The organism is Pseudoalteromonas sp. TAE56 (assembly GCF_000497955.1).
Taxonomy (GTDB): Bacteria; Pseudomonadota; Gammaproteobacteria; order Enterobacterales; family Alteromonadaceae; genus Pseudoalteromonas.
Genome location: NZ_AUTN01000062.1, coordinates 20,160 through 44,768 on the forward strand (window position 1 = coordinate 20,160; position 24,609 = coordinate 44,768).

At 38.7% G+C, this 24,609-nt stretch carries 20 protein-coding genes; 10 read left to right on the forward strand and 10 right to left on the reverse strand.

From position 1 onward, the window contains the following. Window positions 1-492: 492 nt before the first annotated feature. On the forward strand, window positions 493-1,227 hold the full coding sequence (locus L656_RS0103735) for a dienelactone hydrolase family protein (RefSeq protein WP_024597042.1): 735 nt from the start codon (window positions 493-495) through the stop codon (window positions 1,225-1,227). A 19-nt stretch (window positions 1,228-1,246) separates the two neighbouring features. On the opposite strand, the gene L656_RS0103740 is transcribed toward L656_RS0103735, so the two are convergent. Continuing rightward, a complete protein-coding gene (locus tag L656_RS0103740) occupies window positions 1,247-2,170 on the reverse strand; it encodes a LysR family transcriptional regulator (protein WP_024597041.1) in 924 nt (307 codons plus the stop codon). Between the two features lie 157 nt (window positions 2,171-2,327). Between L656_RS0103740 and L656_RS0103745 the strand changes: the two genes are divergently transcribed. From L656_RS0103745 to L656_RS0103770, 5 genes are all read left to right on the forward strand, one after another. Next, window positions 2,328-3,011, forward strand: coding sequence for a type 1 glutamine amidotransferase domain-containing protein (locus L656_RS0103745; RefSeq protein ID WP_024597040.1), 684 nt, complete (start codon window positions 2,328-2,330; stop codon window positions 3,009-3,011). Window positions 3,012-3,127: 116 nt separating this feature from the next. Further along, window positions 3,128-3,709, forward strand: a complete 582-nt coding sequence (locus L656_RS0103750) for a rhomboid family intramembrane serine protease (protein ID WP_010555361.1) — start codon at window positions 3,128-3,130, stop codon at window positions 3,707-3,709. Between the two features lie 87 nt (window positions 3,710-3,796). Beyond that, on the forward strand, window positions 3,797-4,642 hold the full coding sequence (yghU, locus tag L656_RS0103755; RefSeq protein WP_024597039.1) for a glutathione-dependent disulfide-bond oxidoreductase: 846 nt from the start codon (window positions 3,797-3,799) through the stop codon (window positions 4,640-4,642). A gap of 259 nt (window positions 4,643-4,901) precedes the next feature. Next, complete coding sequence (locus tag L656_RS0103760; RefSeq protein WP_024598248.1) at window positions 4,902-6,842, forward strand: putative bifunctional diguanylate cyclase/phosphodiesterase; 1,941 nt, start codon at window positions 4,902-4,904, stop codon at window positions 6,840-6,842. Window positions 6,843-7,341: 499 nt separating this feature from the next. Beyond that, a complete protein-coding gene (locus L656_RS0103770) occupies window positions 7,342-8,721 on the forward strand; it encodes an FG-GAP repeat domain-containing protein (protein ID WP_024598249.1) in 1,380 nt (459 codons plus the stop codon). Between the two features lie 88 nt (window positions 8,722-8,809). Here the strand turns inward: L656_RS0103770 and L656_RS0103775 are convergent, their stop codons facing one another. Beyond that, window positions 8,810-9,259, reverse strand: a complete 450-nt coding sequence (locus L656_RS0103775; protein WP_024598250.1) for a hypothetical protein — start codon at window positions 9,257-9,259, stop codon at window positions 8,810-8,812. 12 nt (window positions 9,260-9,271) lie between these two features. After that, window positions 9,272-9,547: an EF-hand domain-containing protein gene (locus tag L656_RS0103780; RefSeq protein ID WP_007581281.1), complete on the reverse strand. Its 276-nt coding sequence runs from the start codon at window positions 9,545-9,547 to the stop codon at window positions 9,272-9,274. Window positions 9,548-9,848: 301 nt separating this feature from the next. Here L656_RS0103780 and L656_RS0103785 point away from each other — a divergent pair, with 301 nt between their 5' ends. Then, window positions 9,849-10,706 carry a PA4780 family RIO1-like protein kinase gene (locus L656_RS0103785; protein WP_002958167.1) on the forward strand — a complete coding sequence of 286 codons (858 nt, stop codon included), beginning with the start codon at window positions 9,849-9,851 and terminating at the stop codon, window positions 10,704-10,706. Window positions 10,707-10,733: 27 nt separating this feature from the next. Here L656_RS0103785 and L656_RS0103790 read toward each other — a convergent pair whose 3' ends face one another. The 7 genes from L656_RS0103790 to fucP form a co-directional block, all read right to left on the reverse strand. Continuing rightward, window positions 10,734-11,408: a response regulator gene (locus tag L656_RS0103790; protein WP_024598251.1), complete on the reverse strand. Its 675-nt coding sequence runs from the start codon at window positions 11,406-11,408 to the stop codon at window positions 10,734-10,736. 38 nt (window positions 11,409-11,446) lie between these two features. After that, window positions 11,447-12,892: an ATP-binding protein gene (locus L656_RS0103795; RefSeq protein ID WP_024598252.1), complete on the reverse strand. Its 1,446-nt coding sequence runs from the start codon at window positions 12,890-12,892 to the stop codon at window positions 11,447-11,449. Then, entirely contained in the window at window positions 12,892-13,422 is a 531-nt protein-coding gene (locus tag L656_RS0103800; RefSeq protein WP_002958164.1) for a hypothetical protein, read from the reverse strand. The genes L656_RS0103795 and L656_RS0103800 overlap by 1 nt, the downstream gene beginning before the upstream one ends. Before the next feature lie 9 nt (window positions 13,423-13,431). Continuing rightward, entirely contained in the window at window positions 13,432-15,093 is a 1,662-nt protein-coding gene (locus L656_RS0103805) for a YHYH protein (protein WP_024598253.1), read from the reverse strand. A gap of 76 nt (window positions 15,094-15,169) precedes the next feature. Continuing rightward, complete coding sequence (locus L656_RS0103810) at window positions 15,170-17,101, reverse strand: alpha/beta hydrolase family protein (RefSeq protein ID WP_024598254.1); 1,932 nt, start codon at window positions 17,099-17,101, stop codon at window positions 15,170-15,172. A gap of 43 nt (window positions 17,102-17,144) precedes the next feature. Next, entirely contained in the window at window positions 17,145-17,753 is a 609-nt protein-coding gene (locus L656_RS0103815; RefSeq protein ID WP_024597030.1) for a flavin reductase family protein, read from the reverse strand. A gap of 130 nt (window positions 17,754-17,883) precedes the next feature. Beyond that, window positions 17,884-19,191, reverse strand: coding sequence for an L-fucose:H+ symporter permease (gene fucP, locus L656_RS0103820; RefSeq protein ID WP_029753314.1), 1,308 nt, complete (start codon window positions 19,189-19,191; stop codon window positions 17,884-17,886). Between the two features lie 286 nt (window positions 19,192-19,477). Here fucP and L656_RS0103825 point away from each other — a divergent pair, with 286 nt between their 5' ends. The 3 genes from L656_RS0103825 (at window position 19,478) to L656_RS0103835 (ending at window position 24,514) form a co-directional block, all read left to right on the forward strand. Continuing rightward, a complete protein-coding gene (locus tag L656_RS0103825; RefSeq protein ID WP_275041062.1) occupies window positions 19,478-20,635 on the forward strand; it encodes an ROK family transcriptional regulator in 1,158 nt (385 codons plus the stop codon). A gap of 234 nt (window positions 20,636-20,869) precedes the next feature. Beyond that, a complete protein-coding gene (locus L656_RS0103830; RefSeq protein ID WP_024597027.1) occupies window positions 20,870-23,458 on the forward strand; it encodes a TonB-dependent receptor in 2,589 nt (862 codons plus the stop codon). Between the two features lie 63 nt (window positions 23,459-23,521). Further along, a complete protein-coding gene (locus tag L656_RS0103835) occupies window positions 23,522-24,514 on the forward strand; it encodes a carbohydrate kinase family protein (protein WP_024598256.1) in 993 nt (330 codons plus the stop codon). Window positions 24,515-24,609: the final 95 nt, after the last annotated feature.

Consider the following 24,609-nt stretch of genomic DNA (forward strand, 5'->3'; position numbering starts at 1 on the left):
TGGGGTCTATTTAACGTTAAGAAAATTACGCTAGGGCCTGTTTATCTTTCGAGGTTAAATTTGCATCAGACTGTTTGGTATTTAGGCAAGGCAGAGCCTATGTAGTGTGGTTATTCCCCATAAATAGGCGATAACGTAGCATAAATGCCAAACAGGCGCTGCCCAAAGGGTTCTGCCTAGGGGCTATTTACTCTTTGTTACTCGGTTTTTACTTAGCCCACTAGGTTACAAACCTCGCGCCGCGATTAAATGCCCCCTAGATTGAACAAATTTTAATCCTGAAAGGTCAATAGGCCCTAGAACTAGGCAAAAATTTTTTATCTAGTTGTTCTAAATAAAAAATTTTTAACGACGTTGTAGTGAAATTTAATTCGTTAAATTGATCAAAGATTTATGCAGGTTGGTATAAATACTCAACGACAAAAGTCGTATATTTTATCGCGCTCAGTTACCATATCAGCATATATAATTTTATTTTACTGAGCGCTTTTTATGATAATCCAACAACATAATGCTGACTTGCCAACACCGACAGGTTTAATGCGAACAACTGTATATCGCCCTCAAGCGCAAGGACAGTTCCCTGCTATCATTTTTTATTCTGAAATATTTCAGCAAACTGCCCCCATCGCACGCAGCGCAGCTATTTTAGCAAGCCATGGCTTTGTAGTGTTAGTGCCTGAAGTGTTTCATGAGTTAAACCCTATAGGCACTGTGCTTGCTTATGATGATACAGGTAAAGACAAAGGCAATGCCGACAAGTGGGCAAAGCCACTTGAGCACCACGACAGTGACACACAAACTATGATCGACTTCATTAGATTACAAAGCTATTGCACAGGCTCCGTCGGCGCAATGGGCGTATGTATTGGCGGTCACTTAGCTTACAGAGCGGCACTAAATCCTGAAATTAATGCGGCTTTTTGTTTATACGCAACTGATATTCACAGCAATACATTACCTGCGCAACCTGGAAATAACTCATTCGAGCGTATGGCTGATATACAAGGCGAAATTCACTTTATATGGGGCAAACAAGACCCGCATGTGCCAAAAGAAGGCCGCGCTAAAATATACCAGCAATGCGTAAGCACAGGCATCAATTACCAGTGGCAGGAAGTTAACGCACAGCATGCCTTTATGCGTGATGAAGGTGAGCGATACGATGCAGCCCTTGCGATAAATATGTATCAACAAGCGGTGGCATTATTTAGCCGAACTTTATAAATGCTGTAAAAACTACTCATTAAGTACTTTTCAGCATACCTAAAGCGGTATGCTGTTTTACAAAGTATGCTTTTAAGTAATCAATAAACAATCGTAGCTTTTTAGAGCCCGCAGCCCCTGGCGGAAATACCCCGTAAAGCTCAATATCTTTGCTTTTATAATCATCTAATATTATTTCAAGCAGTCCAGCTTGCACTTTTGGCCACGCATCGTAAAGCGGAATACGCCCAATGCCATGCCCTGCTTCAACAAAAGCAGTACGAGCAGCGGCATTATTGGTGCTTAAGGCGCCTTGCATTGTAATATCGTGTTTTTTGCCATCTTTTTGAAGTGTTAATGTTTTACTGCCCAATTGATAAACGACCCATTGGTGCTCTGCTAGCTCTAAAGGCGTTTTAGGTTTACCAAAATGTGCAAAGTATTCCGGCGCGCCACAAATACAAGTGCTCATTGTAGTCAGCTTGGTTGCCTGCAAGTTGGAGTCACTCAGTGCCACGCCCCTAATTGCAAAATCAAACCCATTTTTAATAATATCAACCACATCGTCAGTAAGCTGTAAGTCTATTTGAATTTTAGGGTATTGGCGCTTAAACGTATTTATTGCAGGCACAATTAACTGCATTCCCACATTTACTGGGCAACTAATTTTAAGTAAACCTTGTGGCTCGCTCTTTATATTTTCTATTTGCTGATTAGCCGCATTAGCTTGTTCGGTAATTATTCTACAACGCTCATAATAAGCAATGCCTGCTTCAGTGAGCGCCATGGTACGGGTTGAGCGATTTAGTAAAGTAACTTCAAGCTGCGTTTCTAATTTTTTTAAATGATAACTTGCAACTGCTCGCGTAAGCCCTAGCTGTTTGGCAGCAGCGGTTAAGCTGCCCTGCTCTACAATTTGTGCAAATACAACCATGCTCTTTAACTGCTCAAACGACACTTTCATAAATGCTCCGTAGTGTATTTTAAATTCAACCTTTTTATTGTATCAATTATTAAACCAATAAAGTTAAATTTATCATCGTTGTTTAAAGCAGTGTTAGTGCATATAGTAATTGGTAAGCAAGATAAACTAATTCAAATCATCAGAAGGAATATATTCAATGTCTAAAAAAGTACTTATGGTTCTTACATCTCACGCAGAACTTGGTAACACTGGCGAAAAAACAGGTTTTTGGGTAGAAGAATTTGCAGCCCCTTATTACGCATTTGTTGATGCAGGCGTTGAAGTAACATTAGCGTCTCCAGCTGGCGGCCAACCACCCATTGATCCGACAAGTACACTTGCCGATTTTCAAACAGATGCAACAAAACGTTACGACGCCGATAGCGCGGCGCAAACATTAATGGCAAACACTAAAGTGTTGAGTGAAGTAAAATCTAGCGATTTTGACGCTGTATTTTACCCAGGCGGCCACGGCCCATTATGGGACTTGGTTGACAACACAGATTCAATCTCTCTTATCGAAAGCTTTGTAAAAGAGCAAAAACCTGTTGCTGCGGTATGTCATGCAAGTGCTGCATTTTTAAATGTTAAAGATGCCGATGGCAATGCACTAGTAGCGGGTAAAAAAGTAACTGGTTTTACTAACTCTGAAGAAGCTGCAGTGCAACTTACCGATATCGTGCCATTTTTAGTTGAAGACGAGCTAATTAAAAAAGGTGGCGATTATCAAAAAACTGACGACTGGGGTGTATTAGCACTAGAAGACGGTTTAGTAATTACCGGCCAAAACCCAGCAAGCTCTGAACTAGCTGCAAAAAAACTATTAACTAAATTAGGTTAATAGTGAGTAATAATTAAAATTAAGCACAGCATTTTATGCTGTGCTTTTTTAATTGCTTTTCATTAGCAAATACAATTCCTATACTGGCAACTCTTAAAGTCAATTAGGGCGATTATATGGCAACCAAGCCAACCACACTGTCATTACTAACTAGTACCCGTTTCGCAATATTTAGTATTGTTGTTATTTGCTTCGTACTACAAGTGATCAATAGTCTACCTGGCATAAATCTTAATGGTTTAGGCATATATCCACGCAGTATCCAAGGATTAATTGGCATACTATGCGCACCTTTTTTACATGGTAGCTGGTGGCACTTTGCCAGTAATATGATCCCATTTGTAGTATTAAGTTGGCTAATTTGCCAGTACAGCGTAAAACGTTTTTATAACGTATTTATTTTTACCGCTCTAGTCGGTGGACTGTTAGTTTGGGCATTTGGGCGCAGTAACATACATGTTGGTTTAAGCGGTGTTATATATGGTTTATGGGGCTTTATTCTATGCTACGGATTAGTAAGACGCTCATTAAAATCAATTATAATTGCAGTTGTAGTGGCTATACTTTATAGCGGTTTTATATGGGGTGTTTTACCTCAGCGCTATCATGTATCGTTTGAAAGCCATTTATTTGGAGCGCTAAGCGGGTTGTTTTTAGGTTATAGATTAGCAAAAGCCGATAAATTAAAAGGTCGGTAAATTAAATATTTAGGGCCTTTAATTAATTTTTTATGGCCACATTTATGAGTAAGTATTAAACATTTCCATTTAACATTGAGGTTATTTATGAGCGATCAAAACGAATACACGCCACCAAAAGTATGGACGTGGGAAAGTGAAAGTGGCGGTAAATTTGCCAGCATTAACCGCCCAATTGCAGGCGCGACTCATGACAAAACTCTACCTATTGGCGAGCACGCATTTCAGCTTTATTCTCTTGCTACGCCAAATGGCCAAAAAGCTACAATCATGTTTGAAGAGCTTTTACAGCTTGGTTGCACCGATGCAGACTATGACGCATATTTAATAAACATAGGTGATGGCGATCAGTTTGGATCTGACTTTGTTGATATTAATCCAAACTCAAAAATCCCAGCGCTAATGGATCATTCAACCACACCACCTACTCGCGTTTTTGAATCGGGTTCTATTTTACAGTATTTGGCTGAAAAATTTGATGTACTCATCCCTAAGGATTTGAAAGCTAAAACGCAGTGTCGTAACTGGCTATTTTGGCAAATGGGCTCAGCGCCATATTTAGGTGGTGGGTTTGGTCACTTTTATAGCTACGCACCAAGTAAAATGCAATACCCTATTGATCGTTTTACCATGGAAACTAAACGCCAACTTGACGTGTTAAATCGTCATTTAAGCGAAAATGAATACATGGCGGGTGATGAATACTCAATTGCCGATATTGCAATTTGGCCTTGGTATGGCTCGCTTGTTTTAGGCGACTTATATGATGCAGCTGAATTTTTAGATGTTGCCTCATACACTCATGTTGTTCGTTGGGCAAAACAAGTTGCTGATCGCCCTGCTGTAAAGCGCGGCCGCCGCGTAAATCGCACATGGGGCCCTGAAGAAGATCAAATGGCAGAGCGCCATAACGATAGTGATTTCGAAGGTTAAATCTACTAAACAGCAAGTAAAGTCGTTAACACTTTAACCTGCTTAATAATTTTAAGGCTCATAATGATTATTTATTATGAGCCTTTTTACTGTGCTAGCTTTTTTTTTTGCTTTCATAAACTATATTTATTCTTATACTCAGGATTAGAGCCTAACTAATCGATGTTTAATACGCTTTTGTTCATCTGAAATATTTGCAGTATTTCTTGAACGTTTCTCCATCGCTAGTTGGAGTGACTTTTGTATAAGGTTTTACTTAGTGCCATATAAAAATCTAAATAGTGAAGAACGCAGGGAAACCGTTAAAATTTTATACTCTAATGCCATCTCTGGCATTGCCATTTCCATTGTAGTCAGTTTTATATTAGTGTTTGCTTTTGATTTAAATAACCAGAAAATATCCTACGAAAAAAGTATTTGGCTAAGCATTATGGTTGTCTTATTAGCAGCTCGCGCTATTGATGTAATGTGGTTTTATAAAACCAAAAAGGATAGCCCGTTATTTAATGCTGACACATACTCAAAAAGATTTTCAACCGGGTGTATTTTAACTGCGCTATCGTGGTGTGGGTATGCACTTTGGTTTCATAGCACCTCATCAGCAATAGAGACGACAACCACGATTGCTATTTTATCTGCCTTTGCAGGAGGCTCTGCAAATCTGCTTTCAGGAAGTCGAGTAACCGCTGTACTCTATAGCATTATTTTATTGGCGCCCTACTCTTTTTTATTAACCTTTTCTAACGAAAACTACAACTCTGTCCTCGGTATTTTAGGCCTAGCATTTACTGCTATTATGGTGGCTTCATCGTACAAATCAGCCACATTTACACACAGTGCAATCAAGCTCAAAAACCAAAACAGAGAGCTGCTTAACGAAATGGAAAACAAGGTTGAGCAACGCACAGAAGAAATTTACCGTTTATCGAATACCGATCCACTTACAAATCTATTAAACCGAACCGCATTTTTAAAAAATGCAAACAGACAACTAGCAGACAACCCTCAAGAACCCTTTGCTTTATTATTCGTAGATTTAGATGGATTTAAACAAATAAATGATTCGTTGGGTCATAAAGTAGGCGATAAAGTATTAAAAGAAATAGCACGAAGAATTAGTAATGTATGCAATCAACAGCTATTTAAATGCCGATGGGGCGGGGATGAGTTTTTAATTTTAGCAACGTATCAAAAACAAGCTGAGCTTATCGAGTTTGCAGATAAAGTACTTCAAAGCATTGGTGCCGAGCATGAAACATATAAATATCAAAAATGGGTATCTGCAACTATTGGTATTGCCATGTATCCTGAGCACGGGAGCGATTTTAATACCTTAATTCGCTCTGCTGATACTGCAATGTATCACCAAAAACGCATGGCGAAAGGTAATATCAATATTTATAGCGATTCACTCAAATTAATACAAGAAAGAGAGTATCTTTTGAGTCAACGCCTAGCCAGTGCTATAGAAGAAAATAGTTTAAGGCTAGTATTTCAACCAATTGTTGATAGCAAAACATCAAAAGTAACCTCTTTTGAATCATTATTACGCTGGCAACTAGATGGTGAAAATATTTTCCCTGATGAATTTATAGCTATTGCCGAGCAATACGGTTTAATAACCGAGTTAGGTATTTGGGTAATAGAACAGGCATGTATACAAGCAACAAAATTAAGTCACTTACAACCACAAATTGCTATAAGCGTAAACGTATCGGTTATTCAGCTACAAGATCCTGATTTTGTATCTAAGGTATTAAAAATAGTAAATCGCCACCAGGTAGAACCTAAAAACCTACACATAGAAATTACTGAGTCAGTATTTGCCGAGGATAAACTCACATTTTTGACAGCCGTTAAAGCACTACAAAAACAAGGCTTTTGTATTTCAATTGATGATTTTGGTACAGGCTACTCATCACTATCAAGCATGCTTGATATTGGTGTAGATATAGTAAAAATAGACAGAAGCTTTATTCAAAATATGGATAAACGAGGGTTAAGTATTATTCATGCAATTGTACAAATGGCCTCTACTTTAGATTTTACTGTTGTTGCAGAAGGCGTTGAAACTATTGAGCAAGCAAACACACTCACTAAAATTGGTGTATCTCACCTACAAGGTTATTACTTTTCAAAACCGATGGAAGTAGGTTTTGTAGATGCTTATTTAAATGAGCAAAATAAGCAATGTAGTTAATAACCAAACACTTCTAAAAGCGCTTAGCTACCATATGAGTTATGTGCTACCTTTCTTGTTGGGCCTGTTTATTTTTTGAGGTTGAATTTGCAGCAGACTGTTTGGTATTTAAGCAAGGCAGAGCCTATGTAGTGTGGTTGTTAATCATACATAGTTGATAACGTAGTATTAATACCAAAATGCGCTGCCCAAAGGGTTCTGCCTAAGGAAATTGACTCTTTGTTACTAGATTACAAACCTCGCGCCACGATTAAATCGTCCTTAAATTGAACAAATTTCAATCTTTAAAAGTCAACAAGCCCTTCCTAAAACATAATCTTACAATTGCTTACACCCAGTACATAATAATTAGCGTAGGCTAAATATAATCCAACTTACATATGTATATTACGTTTAAACGAAAAAGCCCCAGCGCTGGATAGTACGTAAAATTATGCGCTGACGCTGCTTAAATAATAAAAATTTTAACGATACAACTAAATATAAAAAAGGAATTTGCATGATAAAACCACTTTGCTATTCACTCATCACTTTACTTACCCCCATAAGCGTTATAGCTCAAACAATGGCAATAAAAACAACGGATGAATTAGTATCAACCGATTCAGAGATTTTATTTGCATATAATAAAGAATCAAAACAATTAGAAGCCATCAATTTACTTACATCACTTAGTAGTGAACTTGCTTTACCAAAAAACGCCATCGGGTTTGATGTGGCAACACTTGCTAACATCACCGATAAACAAGCACTCGTACTAACAAGTGATGGCGTATATAAAGCCCAAGCAGGTAAACCAACATTGTTGTTTAATTATGAGTCGGTTCTTAATCAATTAAAAATAGATAAATTTGGAAAAGTAGACTTTGTTTTCGATGCTAACAACGACGGTCTAAGCGATATTTTTATCCCTGGATTAGCAAGCAGTACTTTATACATTCAAAATAAAGATGGCAGCTTTAAGCCTAACAAATTTAAACAAACGCCTAAGTATGAAGGCCGCTTTTCAGGAAAAGGGCTTTCTTTAGAAGTTAATATTAACAATAAACCTGTCGTTATCGATTTTAACCACGACGGATTAAACGACCTGGTTTTTTCAAATGACTTTGGAGCAGATGTACTACTTGCTAATTCAGAGGGCTTTGAGAAAAAGCTCACCTCAATTGATTTTAACATTGAGCTCGGCGAGCTAAGCAATGGCGAGACTCGCAAAATAAAGCAAATTATTGATATTAATAACGACGGATTTCTAGATTTTACAACCAGACAGTTTAAGCCAACACAAGGTATGGATTCGTTAGATATAAAAATAGCACATACTTTGTACCTAGGGAGTGCTAAAGGTTTTGCTAATACGCCCATTACCTTATTTGAAACACAGGGCCCTAGTGAGTTATTGCTCAAAACTGATTTTAATAATGATGGCTTAATTGATTTACAAAAAATGGACTTAGATATTGGCTTAGGTACTATCGCATCTATGGCATTAGGCGGCGGCAGTACTGATGTAGATGTAGAAATGAATCTTTATAAGCAGCAACCCGACGGCTCATTTGCCAATAAATCGAGTATTGAACTTGATTTAGAAATGGAAGTGGGGATGAATGGCGATGAATCAGAACCGGCTCTCTATTTAGGTGACATTAACGGCGACAGCTATATTGATGCGGTATACAAATACAGTAAAAAAACGCTGTATATTTATTATGGAGAGCAAGACTCACTGCTAAATGATAAACGCAAAAAATTAAAGCTAACGCTGCCTAAAAATAATAAAGATATTCTTCTAGTAGATATAAACCAAGACGGTAAAAAAGATTTTGTATTTAAATTTACCGAAGAAGATGGCACCAGCAAAATAGAAACACAGTTAAATTAAGCCAATAAAAAAGCCCAACAGAATTAACCGTTGGGCTTTGGACTTAAGACTTTCGAGTAACAGTCAGCTTTACTCTAAGTAATAACACCTAAGCAGTTACATTTAGCAGTGAATCGCCTTCACTTAAACCAAACTTCTCTTGCACTGATGCAAGGATTGATTCTTTATCTTCATCAGACAACTGGTTTGAATATTCAGTTAAGAGCTCATCTAAATAACTCACTACCTCGTCTGTATCGACTGATTCTAATGAGTTTTGTGGCGGCGGTCTTTGACCTTCTGCTCTTCCTGCATCACCAATGCTTTTAGCATCAAACTCGAGTTCGCCCATTAAATCAGCAAGCTCTTTTGTTGGTTCAATACCTTGTTCTTTAAATGCCGCTTGAATACTTTGCGCATCGTCGCTAGTTAAGTTTTCGGCATCAAACTGTGCAAGCGTTTCTTTAACAAAATCACTTTGCTCTGTTGTTAATTTTGCAGCTTGATTACTTTGTTGCGGCACAAAACTCGCAGAGCTGCTGCCAATATTATTAATCATTTTAGTATCCTTTCAACGTTCACGACGAGGTGGTTTATGATCGCTAAGCTCTTGCTCACTAATTTCGCCATTACCATCGGCATCTATAGAATCAAAAATTGTTTGTGCATCACCGTGCGGTGGTTTTTTAGCACTAAACTCTTCAAAGCTAATTACGCCATCACCATCAGTATCAATAGTTGAAAAGTCAGGTTTTTCAGGAGGATTGTCACCGCCTCGAGCAGCTACATTAGCTGAAAAAGCAATAGATAATATTGCCACAGTGGCAAGAGTTGAAAAATGCTTCATAGTAATAACCTCGTATTTAAGAATTAAACTAAGCTTACGCTTTAAAAACGCAAACAATGTGCAAATAATGAGGAAGTAATAAATTATTTTTAATAAAAACTGATGATTCAAAAAAGTTCTGGTTGATTGCTTTGCAATCAATATATAAGCTAATAAAATAATACGATTAATTACTCTCTGGCAGTAGTGTTACTGCCCTTAATTCTCAAAGCTGATATACTGCTTGAGCCAATTAAACAAACAAATACAGAGCACTTTCATAAATAATGATTAATAACCAACCCTACTTAGCAGGCAATCTGTGAAAATACCTAAACGCCTACAACCTCTTGTTGATGATGGCCTTATTGACGAAGTAATAAGCCGACTAATGAGCGGTAAAGAAGCCGATGTATTTATTGTGCGTTGTGGTGAACATATTCGCTGTGCGAAAGTGTATAAAGATGCGGTTAAACGTAGTTTTAAAAAAGCGGCACAATATCAAGAAGGCCGAAAAGTACGTGGTGGACGCCAAGCGCGTGCAATGGGTAAACGCTCTAGCTATGGCCGCCAATTAGAAGAAGAAATTTGGCAAAATGCCGAAGTTGATGCGTTATCTCGTTTAGCTGGCGTGGGTGTACGTGTTCCTGATACTTACTTTTGTATTGATGGCGTGCTGCTTATGGAGCTCGTCTCTGATGAAGATGGTAACGTGGCCCCTCAACTAGGACATGTCGTTTTTAGTGAAGAGCAAGCGATTGAGCAGTATAAACTCATGATACATTACATTAAGCTTATGCTTTGCGCAGGTATAATACACGGTGATTTATCTGAGTTTAATGTACTTGTAGATAATAACGGCCCTGTAATTATAGATTTACCGCAAGCCGTTAACGCCTCAGCTAATAACAGTGCACAAGCTATGTTTGCACGCGATGTAAATAACATACGCCGCTACTATGGTGAATTTGCGCCAAGCATACTAAAAACTCAATACGCTAAAGAAATGTGGGCACTATTTGAAGAGGCCAATTTAACGCCTAATTCAACGCTTACAGGTGAATTTGAAGACAGCGACGAACTTGCTGATGTAGATTCTATTCTTGATGAAATTCAAGCAGCAGAATACGAAGAGTTTGACCGTTTAGAGCGAATTAAAAATGCTGACGACGATGAGTAACTCATCGTCATAGCTCATCATTCCACCTTACTGTGGATGCACAAACCGGTAACCAACCCCATAAACAGACTGGATAACACTTTCGGTTTGTGTCACTTCATCTAGTTTTTTACGCAACTTTTTAATATGGCTATCAATAGTACGGTGGCTCACAATACGCTGATCGGCGTACATAGTGTCCATTAAGCTATCGCGCGAATAAATACGATTTGGGTTGTTAAACAAAGGTTTAAATAGTTGAAATTCAAAGTTCGTCAATTCTATACTGTTTGATTTATATTTTACGCTATAGCTGCTCTCGTCAAGCTTCATTATTGACTCTGTAACATCACTTGCGTTATTTAATCGCCTTAAAATAGCTTTTACGCGTGCCACCAGCTCAGCATAACTAAACGGCTTACAAATATAATCATCTGCACCTAATTCCAGCCCAAGCAGCCTATCTATTTCTTCTACTTTTGCCGATACCATAATAATAGGCACGTTTGAAAAGCGCCTGATTGCTTTACACAGTTCAATACCACTTTGACCTGGTAACATTATGTCTAGCAAGATTACACTCGGCCTGTTAACTTCAAGCCAAGGTAATACTTCATTCCCGTGATGTATTTGATGAGTAATAAAGTGATGGCTGCTTAAAAAGTCACTCATTAAGTTAGCTAGCTTTACTTCATCTTCCACAATTAGTATTTGTTCACTCATAGGCATCTCTGTAAGTAACCTTAACTTTATTTTATAAACTAAATAGTTGGCAATCTAATAATAATAGCAAGGCCGCCTAAGCTGGCTTTTTCTGCAGCTATTTCACCTTTATGACCTTTAACTATATGCTGGCAAATAGATAAACCTAAGCCAGAACCGCCCTCCTGGCGATTACGCGAACTATCTACTCGGTATAAATACTCAAATAAATGCGATAAATGCGACTGCTCTACACCTACGCCATTATCTTCGATTATAAGCTCTAAATAAGTTTGCCCTTTAATACTTATATTTTTAGCCGTTAAAGAAATAGTTGTACATTGTGCATAGTGTACTGCGTTCATTAGAATATTATCGAGTAGCTGCAAAAGGCGTGTTTTATCTGCTTGTACAGTTATGTGTTTAGCGCTATTTAGTAGGTATATTTTTATATTATGTTGTTCAAGCAAAACCTGATACTTTTGCTCAATAGTATTTAATAATAACGCCATATCAGTAGGTTGCATAGTATAGTGCATACCTCCTAATTCTGCGCTATTGAGCATATGCAAGTCGTCTATTAAGCGTTTTAAATGTAGGGCTTCATCGTTAGCCGAACTTATATTTTTTGCGTTCGGTTCTCGTATACCAAGTAGCATAGCTTCAAGTTCACCGAGTAAAATACTCATTGGCGTCCTAAGCTCATGAGAAATATTAGCAAGCCAACGCTTACGTACTTGCTCATCTTTAGCGAGTGTAAATGCAAGCGTATTAAAATCTTCGCTCAACTGTCCTAGCTCGTCTTTTCGCTCAAGCGTGAGTTTGGTCTCGTAATTACCTTGCGTTAAGCGATGCATACCGTTAGCAATTTGCTTTACAGGGCTTACTAGGTGACGAGACAATAAAAAAGTAACCATTAATGTTAGCAATACCGCAGCTAAAGCAATAAACCATAAGTAGTTAGTTTGCTGCTGTAAAAAATCAAGCTCATAGCCATCAACCAAGCTATCTCTTTTAGAAACTGCTAAGTAACCCACTATTTTATCGTTAACAATAATTGGGGTTGTTATATATTTTAAATCGCTGAGGTATTTACCCACTACTCGCTGTTTATTTTCGTCAAGCAAAGCGTAGTGAGCAATATTTTCTGGCGGTGGGCGGCGATCTTCCTCTAAACGAATATGATCTGGCGGCGGTCGTCGCATCATTCGCCCACGCGGACCTGGGCCTTCTTGTGGCCTAGGCAAAAACTGGCTATTTTCTAATTGCGATTCAACACGTTTTCTAAAGCTTTCGCCATTGCCGACAACACGCTCCCATGAGGGTGTTTGTTCGTATTGCTTTGCAAATTGCACAACAAGTGGTTCAAGCGCTTTCACCTCTTTTGCATTAACAAAATCAATTACGCCTTGCCCTATGCTCCACTGTATAAGAACCACCAGCCCTGCAATAACACTAAAGGTAAAACTAAATAGTATTAAAAAAAGTTTATTATGAATTTTCATTAATGCGTGTTTTCAACCTTGCTAGGAAAGCTTTCAAATCGGTATGTTATAAACTCTTTGGTTTGGTCGTTAACATACAGCGTAGCAACTATTTTTTTACCTTGAGCGGTCCAATACATATGACCATGATTATTTAAAGTAACCGATACGGTATTTATACCAGTTTTAAATAAGTTAGCAGGTAAATGCAACGCTTGTCCGTAAATTCGCTGTATTTTAACCCCATTAATGTATAAATGAGCATGACCTTGTAAAAAACCGGTGTCCTGGTTTGTTGTCACGCCCATCATTTGTTGCATGTTCATCGTGCCCTCTGGCGGCACAGACAAATCATAACGCTGCGTATCTAAAATTAAGTTATAACCCGACATACTATCTTTTAATAACTTAAGGCTTAATGCCGGGGTTGGCGCATCATTTGGCACTGCTATAGGCATATGGCTATGATCCATCATTTCCTGCTGCGCAAAGAGCTTGAAGCTCAATAGCGCAGCAGTTGTTAGGATCAATGCGTATTTAAAATAACGCATAGTTACTCCTTACATTCCCGGTGGTGGACCCATTGTTTCGCCAGTATCACAGCGACCAATTGAATTATCGGCTAATTGACCTTTAAAACGAGGCCCTATTTGATAAGGAAAAGAAGGCTGTAATTTACCATCACTGTCTAACGTTAGTGTTATATGGTAGTGATAACCCTTACCATCATTAGTATCGTGGCCGTTATGCTCATCTAATTGAGCACCGGTTACTGTTTTTTGTGCGTAGTAATAATCTTCAAAGTAATACCCATCGTCGGCATTTAATGTATTACCAGAGAGCGTCGTCACTTGTGCGCCAATAGCAGGACCTGCATCACTTGTTTGTGTACCTTGGCTAACATCGTATTGATCAACTAAGGTACAGCTTCGCTCACCCTCAGTACCACAACCGCCTTCACTTGTAGGTGCACCGTAATCTCGCATTTCCCAGCCACTTAATGCTAGTTGTCCGTTACTTTCATAAGGACCATAAAGCGGATAGCCATCAGCTGCAAAACCATAAATAGGTGAATGTGCATCGCCATCATCTTCAAGTAAATCAGCTAAGCAACTCGTATAAAAATGATGATGATATTCACCGTTAGCAGCATGTCCGCCACACACATCAACATCATATTGCTCAGCAATGGGCGCTAATGTATACCAAATATTATTTCCGTAGCTCATACCATCGCCCCAGTTAAATATACTGGTGCCATTAACCATTAAGCCAACTGTACCTAAACCTGTTTCGCAAGTTTCAGTGTCAGATAAATCGGTAGGTGTTAGCGGAAAATACGCTTCAACCGCTTGTTCTGTTGGGCAACCCGGTCCTGGAGGCCAATAACCTGCACCGCCTGTGTCATCGCAGTTTTCAGTGCTGCTGTTATAGCCAATATCTTCACCAAAGGAAATGGTTTGCCCTACTGCTGCAGAAGTTACACCGTTATAAAAATCGGTAGCTGCACGCGGGCGGTTATTTAACGCGTCTACTTGGTCTTGTGTAAGCGTTACATCATATTTAGGAATGTCAGTTGTTTGCACGTACATGTATTCAACGTCAGCATCTTCCTCAGTAACGCTAACAACCTCAACTGATTGAGCATCTTCAACCACTGCACCATTATTTTGTATGTATGTAGAAGTTGTATCGTTGTTAATTAACCAGCTGGTAAGTTTTGCACTATTATCAACTGTATCTGAGTTTGAGTCTGATGAAGCAATAACATTAACTATAACTGTATCTACAACGACATCGTTTGTGCCATCATCTGCACTGATTTCAAATACAAGTGCTTCATCGGTTAAAACTTCAGGTGCAACAAACTCTGTAGACGTTGCAGTACTTGAAGATAAACTAACGGTAGTGCCTGATGTTTGCGACCAACTAACCGATACTTCACCGTCATCTTCAACCGTTGAACTTAAATAAACGGTATCGCCCGCATTAACAGTTTGGTCAATACCAGCATCAACCGTTGGAGCACTATTACTGACTGTATCGCCGTCTGTTGCAGTACTTGTTGAATCGCTATTACATGCACTTAAAGCGATGCAAAGCGCGCTTAACGCAAATAACTTAGTGGCATTAACGGCTTTTGTTTTAAGAAGTGTTTTCAATGCTTGAACCTTTACTTTAACGTTTAATAAAACAAAGTTAACAAGTAAAAGTGCAAACAATGTGCACAAACAAAGGAAGATTGTGATCAAAAAAAGACAACCTAAGTTGTCTTTTTGCTATTTAACTGGAGTCTGGCTATTTATTTTTTTTCAAATGTTTATCAAAAAAGTCTAAAAATGCCTGAAGAGTTTTAACTCTGTGCTCTTGATAAGATAAGTAATGATCGCCATCCTCAAGCTCAATATAAGTAACATCTTTTGCTTCATCATCAAGTTCATCCTGCATTTCTCTACTATGATAAACAGGTACCACACTGTCGTCAGTTCCATGTACAAGCAATATTGGTCTTGTTATTTTTTTAGCAAAATTCACTGGAGAATTAGCTTCTAGTAAATCATCATCAGTTCCAAACTGCTTTCTAACGATATTTTTGTTTGTAAAGTGTCGTGCTTTACTCACTAAATACTGTAAATCACTTACCCCAGCAAAACTAGCTGCACATTTAAACGTTTCTGGGTGCTTAATTACAGCCATTAACGCTGCATAGCCACCATAGCTAGCACCACCAATACAAATGCTATCTGCTTGTGCTATTCCTTGGTCAATTAACCAGTTTGCACCGTCTTGCAAGTCATCTTGCATAGCCAAACCAAAACCTTGGATTGACTGCATTAAAAAGTCGTGCCCATAGCCACTCGAACCACGGAAATTAGGCTGTAAAACAGCATATCCGTTATAGGCTAATAAAGCTGTCCAGTAATCAAAATTAGCATAATCCCTTGCCATGGGGCCGCCATGTGGAAATATAATTGTTGGTAACTTATCACCTTCTTTATATTCTACTGGTAGAGTTAGATAGCCTTCTATTTTCAAGCCATCTCTTGCCTTGTAGCTAATGCGCTTTTTGCCTCTGTATACAGAGGCATCTATTTGCGGATAAACATCAGCAATTGCACTCACCTGCTTTTTTACTCTATCCCCAAATAAATAACTACCCGACGTTTTGTCTGAGCTAATATAGAGTATATATTTTTGCTGATCTTTACTGGTACTTACAATGTCTAATTTATATTCATCTTTAGGGAGCGATACGCGCAAAGAACGATGTAATTTATCTAAGTCTTTATCCCAATATTTAATACCATCATCTAAATGGGAATCAGTAAAGCCTGCAACTTCGCCAGTTTGTTGTGAATAAAAAATAGACCCATCAAAATCATATTTACTATTACTGTAAATTAGCTCGCGAGCTTTAGTCGTTAAATTGAGTTTAAATAATGCATCGCGCCCCTCATGTAACGCAGTGATGTATAAAAAATTAGAGTCTTTATCAAACCCTAATATAGAAATACTTTGCTTACTAAAAACCTCATAATCAAATAAAGTTTCCCACGACTGTTTATTCTCATCAAAATAATCGTAAGTAAATTGCGTATCGTCCATTTTTTTTGCAATACGAACTTTACCTTGCCTATCGGCAAACCAAGTAACAACATTACTGCGTGGCCTTTGTATTTGGGTCTTACGTAATGTGGTCAAATCTAACTCATAAACTGCTGGGGTATTTGCTATTTTAAAATCCCCTTGAACTAAAATTTTATTTTCTTTTTCAGGTAAAAAACTAACAATTCGGTCTGAATATTGTGGCTGGATTTCATCTCTTACTGTGTTGGCTTTAAAAGCTAATTTAAGACCTTTATCATTTTTAAAGTTATACGCATACATAAGCGTTGATGTATATTTAACTCCGCCAAACTGATATTTTATATAGCGAGCACCAAGTAATAGTACGTCATCATTTGCCCAGTTATACCAATCAAAAAACACTGTATGGTTATTTGAGTTTATAATTGGTGTAGTAACCCCCGTCTCCAAGTTTTTAACCATTAAGATTAAAGTCCCTTGATGATTTCTTACAAAAGCGAGGTTCTTACCATTTGGAGATAGCTTAACTTGGCTAAAATCTTTTAACCCTGCAAAAACTTCTATAGGGAGTTTTTTATCTTGTGTGGCAAAAGAGCCAAAACTTTGCAAAGCAATTAACAAAGTGAAAATGAACTTAAACATTCGTAAATCCTTTTATTATTGTATTCCTAAGTAAACGATTATTTCACAACTGTGGCCTTTTAAGCAAAAACTTATCTTTGGTTGTACTAAAGTAATCGCCGCCCATTTTGCCCACTGCATTTAATAATTCAGGGTCAATATAGCCACCACTCATCACTTCATCGTCTATACAAATACCCACTACATCCAGCAACATCATTTTTCCACCGCCAGGCTCATTTGAAATACTAATAACTTCGCGTAACTTACATTCAAACCGTACTTTTGAATCGGCAACGCTTGGCGCGTTAACTAACTTACTTGGAGCTTGGGCAATGTTAGCTGCATCAAATTCGCTTATATCACTAGGATAATTTGCACAACTTTGATTCATTTTTTCAACTAGCTCTTGGCTGACAATATTAACCACACATTCTTTAGTTGCCATTAGATTACTAAGCGTATCTTTATTCGTTTTATCACTAGGGTTTACTTGCGTAACACTTAAAACAGCTGGCTTGCAACTAGCCACAGTAAAAAATGAATAAGGCGCAATATTTGCACTACCTTCGCTATTTAATGTACTTATCCATGCGATAGGCCTTGGGCTGATACCGCCTACTAAGTAAGAGTAAACATTTTGGTTGGTATTTTCGGTGAGATCTAAAAACATATTTTTTCAACTAAATAAGAATATCAACATGCCTAATATCTTAATCCGATGAAGGTTGGGGTTAAAGAAGATTTACAAATGAGAAAAGTTAAAAGTAAAACCGAGCCTTCAGACTCGGTTTTCAATCCATTTAGCAAGGCGCTACATTATTGAATACTCTGACTTTTGTTTTTAAATCAAATGCAGCATAAGCTGCAACAATAATAAAACACCCCGCCGGCACAACATAAGAAAACGCGACACTGTATGTATCAATAAACACAGCTTGGAATACAGGAACTATCGCTCCACCTAAAATAGCCATTACTAAACCAGCAGCACCTAGTTTTGCATCATCGCCTAACCCATGTAGTGAAATCGCGTAAATAGTTGGAAACATTAACGACAAGCAAGCCGATATACTTACCAGCGCCCATACACCACTTATATTTGGCATTTTCACCATATAAAAACACAGCAGCATTGCAATAATAGAGGTTGCCATTAACAGTTTGGCAGGACGAATAAATCCCATAAGCCAGGTCATTACAAATCGAGAAACTAAAAAGGTGATCATACTGTATTGTAAAATACTTCCCCCAGTAACTTCATTTGTATCGAGTGCCTCCATTACGTACTGGATGGTAAATGTCCATACACAAGTTTGCGCCGCAACATTAAAAAACTGGGCGATAACACCAAAGCGGTAATGGGTATTTTTAAACAAACGCTTAAACGTTGCACTAAATTCTACATGCTTAGAGACTTTTTTTTGCTTACAAAAATTAGGGGTTTTAGTAAACGCAATTGCCAACCAAATAAAAACCAACACACAAGCCATACCAACATAAGGCACCATAACTGCATCAAGTTCTGCGCTTATAATGCTAGTTAATTGCTCACTATTCATATTTGTGCGCTCACCAGAGGTTGCGGTATTGAGCTTCGGTAAAATAAGGGTAGCGGCTAAAAAAACACCAATGTTAGTACCGACAGGGTTAAATGATTGCGCCAAATTCAACCTGCGAGTTGCACCTTGTTGGGTGCCCATTCCCATTACATAAGGGTTTGCTGATGTCTCTAAAATAGATAAGCCTCCAGCTAACACAAACAAAGCCACTAAAAAAAAACCATAAGTCATTGCTTGGCTGGCGGGATAAAACAAAAATGCTCCGATTGCAGCCATCCCTAAACCGGTTAACACACCTGTTTTATACGAAAAGCGTTTATTGATATATGCCGCCGGAATAGCTAGGCAAAAGTAAGCTCCATAGTAGCTAAATTGTACCAATGCAGACTGCACTGACGACATAGTAAAAATTTTACTAAACACTTTTACTAGCGGATCAGTCATGTTTGCCGCAGCTCCCCATGCAGCAAAGCACAGAACAAGTAAAATAAAGGGAACCACCATCTCCTTGGAGACAAGAGGTGTTTGTGTGTGTGTGTGTGTGGTCATTGCCGTGTCTCAGTTGTTAATGTTAAGTAAAGCATTTAACCAGTTAAATATCATTCCGTCAATAAATCAACTATAGTTATTTATTAACCTCCTGTGACTTATTTATACTCTGTCGTAAATTTAATAATAAGAAGTGAACCCGGCAATAAAGCTAATATAGTCGCCAATTACACACACTCGGTGTACAATTAATCAGGTTATTCAAGATAATAACAACTAGGTAGGAATAATTATCAAATCTAAAAACCCTCGACTCTCTTTACAAGAAGGCCGAAGCCAATCTGGCCTGCGTGCTCATAATGAACGCCGAATTATGTCATTAATTCGCCAACACGGTAGTGCTCCAAAAGCTGAAATAGCACAAAAAACAGGACTTTCAGCACAGGCCGTCACAGTAATTATCAATAGCTTAGAAGCAGAATCGTTATTAATACGGAAAGACCCGCAGCGTGGCAGGGTTGGCCAACCAACCATCCCATTTGCGTTAAATCCAGATGGTGCATTTGGAATTGGCTTAAAAGTAGGTCGTCGCAGTTTTGATTTAACCCTGATTGACTTAGTAGGAAATATACGCGCAACTTTGCACGAAAACTGCGCTTACCCCACAGTACAGAGCTTGCTAACCTTTTTAGAGAAAGGGATCAGCGTACTTAAAATGAGCTTAAGTGACGAATTAGCCAAGCGTATCTTAGGTGTGGGTGTTGCAACCCCTTACGAAATTTGGAACTGGACAGAAGAAGCCGGCGCTCCAAAAACAGTATTGAATGAATGGAAGTCTTTTGATTTTAAAGAAAAAATAAATCAAATTGTACACCTTCCCGTGTATGTATGTAATGATGATACCGCTGCTTGTTCAGCTGAATTAAGCTTTGGTAATCCTGCTCGTTTTAGCGATTTTTTATATATTTTTATTGGTACTTTTATTGGTGGTGGAGTTGTTATAAACGAAACCTTATTTACTGGTAAAAAAGGTAATGCCGGCGCTATAGGTTCATTACCTAGGCCTATGCTTAATAGTGAAGGACAACTAACCTCCCAACAACTTATTATGCAATCATCACTGTATATTCTCGAAAAAATGCTCAAAGGTGATGGCTACAATACTGACATACTATGGAGTTCAAAAGAGTATTGGGGAGACTTAGGCCCCGTACTCGATAAGTGGATAGACCAAGTTGCAGATGGCCTCGCCTACGCGGCATTGTGTTCTTTAGCTATTTTTGATTTTGAGGCAATTGTCATTGATGGCGCCATTCCTATCAATGTCAGAGAAAAAATAGTTTTGGCAACAAAGTTAAAATTGAGCCAGGCTGATCATCGCGGTATTAATCGCTGTGAAGTACAAAGTGGCTCTATTGGCGCCAAGGCTCAATCAGTAGGCTGCGCTAACCTTCCGTTACTTATCAACTTTTCTCAAGATCACGCAAGCCTTTCACACCACTAATATACTTTAAAGTTAAAAAGCAGCCATCGGTAACGTTGGCTGCTTATTTATTTTTTATCAGAGGTAAAAAATTCACTTAAACAATCAAAAAGCTGTACAAAAAATAATAAGTAATAATAGTTGATTTATTATTTTAAGTTCTCTACATTCTATTTACAAATTTGATAACACTGACATGTTTGATTAATAAAACCGCAAATTTGTATACACACACAACAAAGAGAGAACAGAAAAATGAAAGTATCAGCAAAAATGACTCTAATTGCAGTCGCTGTAGGTCTATCCATATCCCCTAGCGTCTTGTCACAAGAGCAACAAGAAGCAAAAAGTGATTTAGGGTTTGAGCGCATCATTGTAACGGGAACATCTCGGCCAAAAGAGAAAATCGAATCAACTAATGCAATAACTACCTTTAACGAAGCAAAGTTAGAGCAATTGGCTCCGCACAGTGTTGCTGAATTAGTGCGAAGTATTCCTGGTTTTCATGCCGAAGACACCGGTGGAGAAACCGGTAACAACGTAGCCCCACGAGGCTTTCCGTTATCAACGCAAACAGAGTTTACAGCACTACTTCGTGATGGTATGACCGTGTTTTATAATCAAGATATTTTATTTACTCAAAATGATCGCTTTACCCGTTTGTCTAATTTTGTTGGCAGCGTTGAAGCTATTCGTGGTGGTGCCTCGTCAATTTTTGTTGGTAGCGCGCCAGCTGGGTTTATTAATTTTATTTCTCGTGAAGGCTCCGATGATACCCAAGGTGATGTGTTTTTTGAAACCAACAGCAACAACCGCCTAGGTGGACAAGGTTGGGTTAGCGGATCAATAGACGATCAGACAACCTATGCTGTTGGCGCTTGGTATCGCAAGGATGACTCCGCACGCGATCCGGGGTATACAGCTAACCAAGGTGGTGAGCTTAATGGTAATATTAAGCACTTTTTTAAAGATGGCAGCGGCTTTACCCGCTTTGAGTTTAATAAACAAAACGATAGATCATTCTTTTTTATTCCTCAGCCATTAATAGGCTCAACCACCAATGCTAAAACAATCCCAGGCGGGATGGATATCAGAGATGGCACCACCGGTAACTCAGCAGGTGCGCGTTTATTAACTCTTAATAACACCCCAAGCGGCGACATTGATTTGGATATTGCAGATGGTAACTACGCTAATGTGACCTACTTTGGCAATACAACCGAAATTGAAATCAACGAAAACTTAGTCTTTTCAAATCAAATGCGTTATACCGATATGCTAACAACCTTTACCGGCATCATTAACGTAGGTAACGCCGAATCGTTAGCTAGTAAAGCACAAGCTATATATGCTGCAAATACTGATGTCCTTGCAGGTGCCATGGTTGATGGTAACCTAAGTTACGATATACGCGATGCAGGAAACGGCTTTGTATTGGCTGATTCAAGCAACGTAAATACCTACAACACCAATGGATACGGAATAAACGCAGGCTTTTGGCATAGACGTTTTGAAGGCGATAACTTTCAAAACGAAACCAGATTCAACTACACCTTTGATGATGTAGGCGAAGGGACTCTTTATGCTAATTTTGGCTTATTCTTCTCTAATATTAATGGCCATGTTACCGACTATCGAATTAATACACTGCAATCAGTAGAGCCCCTGCCGCAGCGCTTAGATGTTGTATTTACAGATGCACAAGGTCTTGACATTGCCAGCGGTACTTACAAAGGTATTCAGGCTGGATCACATGGTTTTGCCGATATTGTTTATAGTGAAAATACCCTTGCGCCCTTTGCTGACTTTGAATACGAGCTTGAAGATGTGTCGTTTAATCTGGGCCTAAGGTACGAAACCCTCAAAGCAGATGGGGAAGCGCAAAACCAAGCTAATTACACAATTGACAGTTTTGCCAGCGATACTGATACCGTCAATGGGAATATTACCCTGCCCTTTGGTGATGGGACTTACCGAAACTTTGATGTTGAATACAACGAAATGGCATGGACAATTGCAGCTAACTACAAATTTAACGACGACTTAGCGGTATTCACTCGATATGCAGATGGTTTTCGTATGCCTGATGTAGATAAATACATGGCGATTACCAACCTAACTAGTCAAGAGGAAATTAATCAATTTAATAACTCTGAGAGACGCGAAACACAACCAGCTTCAACGGTAATGGCCGAGGTGGGCATTAAATATAACGAAGGTGATGTCGCAGCATTTGTAACCGGTTACTTCGCCGCTGCGGATGATTTATTCTTTAATGTACCTACTGTTGAAAATGGTCAAGTAGTGCAACGTCAAGCCTTTAGAAACACAGAAACCTTAGGTGTAGAAGCCGAATTTAACCTGCAAATCACCCAAGACTGGCGCATTGGTGTATCTGCAACGTACCAATCACCCGAATTTGTAAACACACCAGCGGCGCAATACTTGGATGCTAATGGAAGCTCTGCCTCTATTGATATAAACGGCAACTTACCTGTACGTGTGCCTAAGCACTTTGGCCAATTAACTAGTAGCTATCAGTTTGAAGATTTTTCGTGGGGTATGGCAGCTATTCATGGTAGCTACTCATGGAGCGGTAAACGTTATGCCGACGACGCCAACACAGCAGAACTGCCTATGTATGGCATGTTAAACCTTGGTTTATCCCTTGAAAACGAAGACGGTTATTACCTTCGTGCCGATGTTAAAAACCTAAATAACTCAGAAGGCTTATCAGAGGGGGATCCTCGCGCAGGTGAAACGGTAGCAGGTCAAGCAACTACATTTAATGCGCGCGTTGTCTTACCTCGTACCTTTAGCCTTACTATTGGTAAGCGTTTTTAATTTTACTCTAATCTAGGGTATCGTCATGCAAAGCGATACCCTCGCAATTTTTAGGAAAATATAATGGAAGTAGTTGCAATTGGTGAAGCTTTAATAGATATACTCTCACATGACTGCATGCACAATAAGGCATCAAATAGCGAACTAGACTTCACACAGTTTGCCGGAGGCGCACCCGCTAATGTTGCTGTAGCCGTAGCAAAGCTTGGTGGTTCAAGTTATTTGCTTGGTAAAGTAGGCAATGATAAATTTGGTCGCTTTTTAATAAATGCACTCAAAATGTATAATGTAAACACATCTTATGTTGGCTTTTCAAAAAAAGGGAAGACGGCACTCGCGTTCGTATCGTTGGATGAAAACGGTGAACGTACATTTGAATTTTACGATAAAGATGCTGCACATTACGATTTACAAATAACCGATTTAGAGCCCTCTTTATTTTCAACACCTAAAATTGTGAGTTTTTGTTCAGGCTCTTTTGCAAAACCTTTAGTATTAAATACAACCTTACATGCGCTAAAACACTTTAAAGAATCAGGCTCGGTTACATGCTTTGACATTAACTTTCGTTCAGCCTTCTGGGATGAACCACTCACAGCTAAATCTGTTATTGAGGATGTTGCTAAAACAGTTGATGTTATTAAAGCGAGTAAAGATGAGCTGATCTCGCTTTATGGAATAGAGCATATTGATACCACTATTAGAAGTTGGGTAGATAGTGGCGTAGCTTTAGTTTTAATGACCGATGGTGGCGAGCCTATTACTTTTTCATCTAGCTCATTTAGTGGTACTTATCCTTGCCCTAAGGCATATGTTGTGGATACCACAGCTGCAGGCGATGCGTTTGTAGGTGGTTTTTTATATCAAATATCTTCGCTAGTGAGTAATAAAACAGAATTTACTGACTGGGCAAATAACTTTACTAACGTTTCAAAGGCTATCGACTTTGCTACTAAATGCGGAGCCAAAACAGTAGCAACGTTTGGAGCCTTTGATGCCCTACCTACATACCATGATATCTCGGCGAGTACCCTTAAATCTTCGTGTCGATGTTAAAAACCTAAATAACTCAGGAAACTTATCAGAGGGAAGTTTCACTCAGGTGAAACGGTAGCAGATCAATCAATTATATTTAATGCGCGCGTTGTCAT

What these genes read in the sequence shown, in the direction of transcription:
- L656_RS0103735 (WP_024597042.1), top strand. Translation starts at nt 493, where the DNA reads ATGATAATCCAACAACATAATGCTGACTTGCCAACACCGACAGGTTTA.
- L656_RS0103740 (WP_024597041.1), bottom strand. Translation starts at nt 2,170, where the DNA reads ATGAAAGTGTCGTTTGAGCAGTTAAAGAGCATGGTTGTATTTGCACAA.
- L656_RS0103745 (WP_024597040.1), top strand. Translation starts at nt 2,328, where the DNA reads ATGTCTAAAAAAGTACTTATGGTTCTTACATCTCACGCAGAACTTGGT.
- L656_RS0103750 (WP_010555361.1), top strand. Translation starts at nt 3,128, where the DNA reads ATGGCAACCAAGCCAACCACACTGTCATTACTAACTAGTACCCGTTTC.
- yghU (WP_024597039.1), top strand. Translation starts at nt 3,797, where the DNA reads ATGAGCGATCAAAACGAATACACGCCACCAAAAGTATGGACGTGGGAA.
- L656_RS0103770 (WP_024598249.1), top strand. Translation starts at nt 7,342, where the DNA reads ATGATAAAACCACTTTGCTATTCACTCATCACTTTACTTACCCCCATA.
- L656_RS0103775 (WP_024598250.1), bottom strand. Translation starts at nt 9,259, where the DNA reads ATGATTAATAATATTGGCAGCAGCTCTGCGAGTTTTGTGCCGCAACAA.
- L656_RS0103780 (WP_007581281.1), bottom strand. Translation starts at nt 9,547, where the DNA reads ATGAAGCATTTTTCAACTCTTGCCACTGTGGCAATATTATCTATTGCT.
- L656_RS0103790 (WP_024598251.1), bottom strand. Translation starts at nt 11,408, where the DNA reads ATGAGTGAACAAATACTAATTGTGGAAGATGAAGTAAAGCTAGCTAAC.
- L656_RS0103795 (WP_024598252.1), bottom strand. Translation starts at nt 12,892, where the DNA reads ATGAAAATTCATAATAAACTTTTTTTAATACTATTTAGTTTTACCTTT.
- L656_RS0103800 (WP_002958164.1), bottom strand. Translation starts at nt 13,422, where the DNA reads ATGCGTTATTTTAAATACGCATTGATCCTAACAACTGCTGCGCTATTG.
- L656_RS0103810 (WP_024598254.1), bottom strand. Translation starts at nt 17,101, where the DNA reads ATGTTTAAGTTCATTTTCACTTTGTTAATTGCTTTGCAAAGTTTTGGC.
- L656_RS0103815 (WP_024597030.1), bottom strand. Translation starts at nt 17,753, where the DNA reads ATGTTTTTAGATCTCACCGAAAATACCAACCAAAATGTTTACTCTTAC.
- fucP (WP_029753314.1), bottom strand. Translation starts at nt 19,191, where the DNA reads ATGACCACACACACACACACACAAACACCTCTTGTCTCCAAGGAGATG.
- L656_RS0103830 (WP_024597027.1), top strand. Translation starts at nt 20,870, where the DNA reads ATGAAAGTATCAGCAAAAATGACTCTAATTGCAGTCGCTGTAGGTCTA.
- L656_RS0103835 (WP_024598256.1), top strand. Translation starts at nt 23,522, where the DNA reads ATGGAAGTAGTTGCAATTGGTGAAGCTTTAATAGATATACTCTCACAT.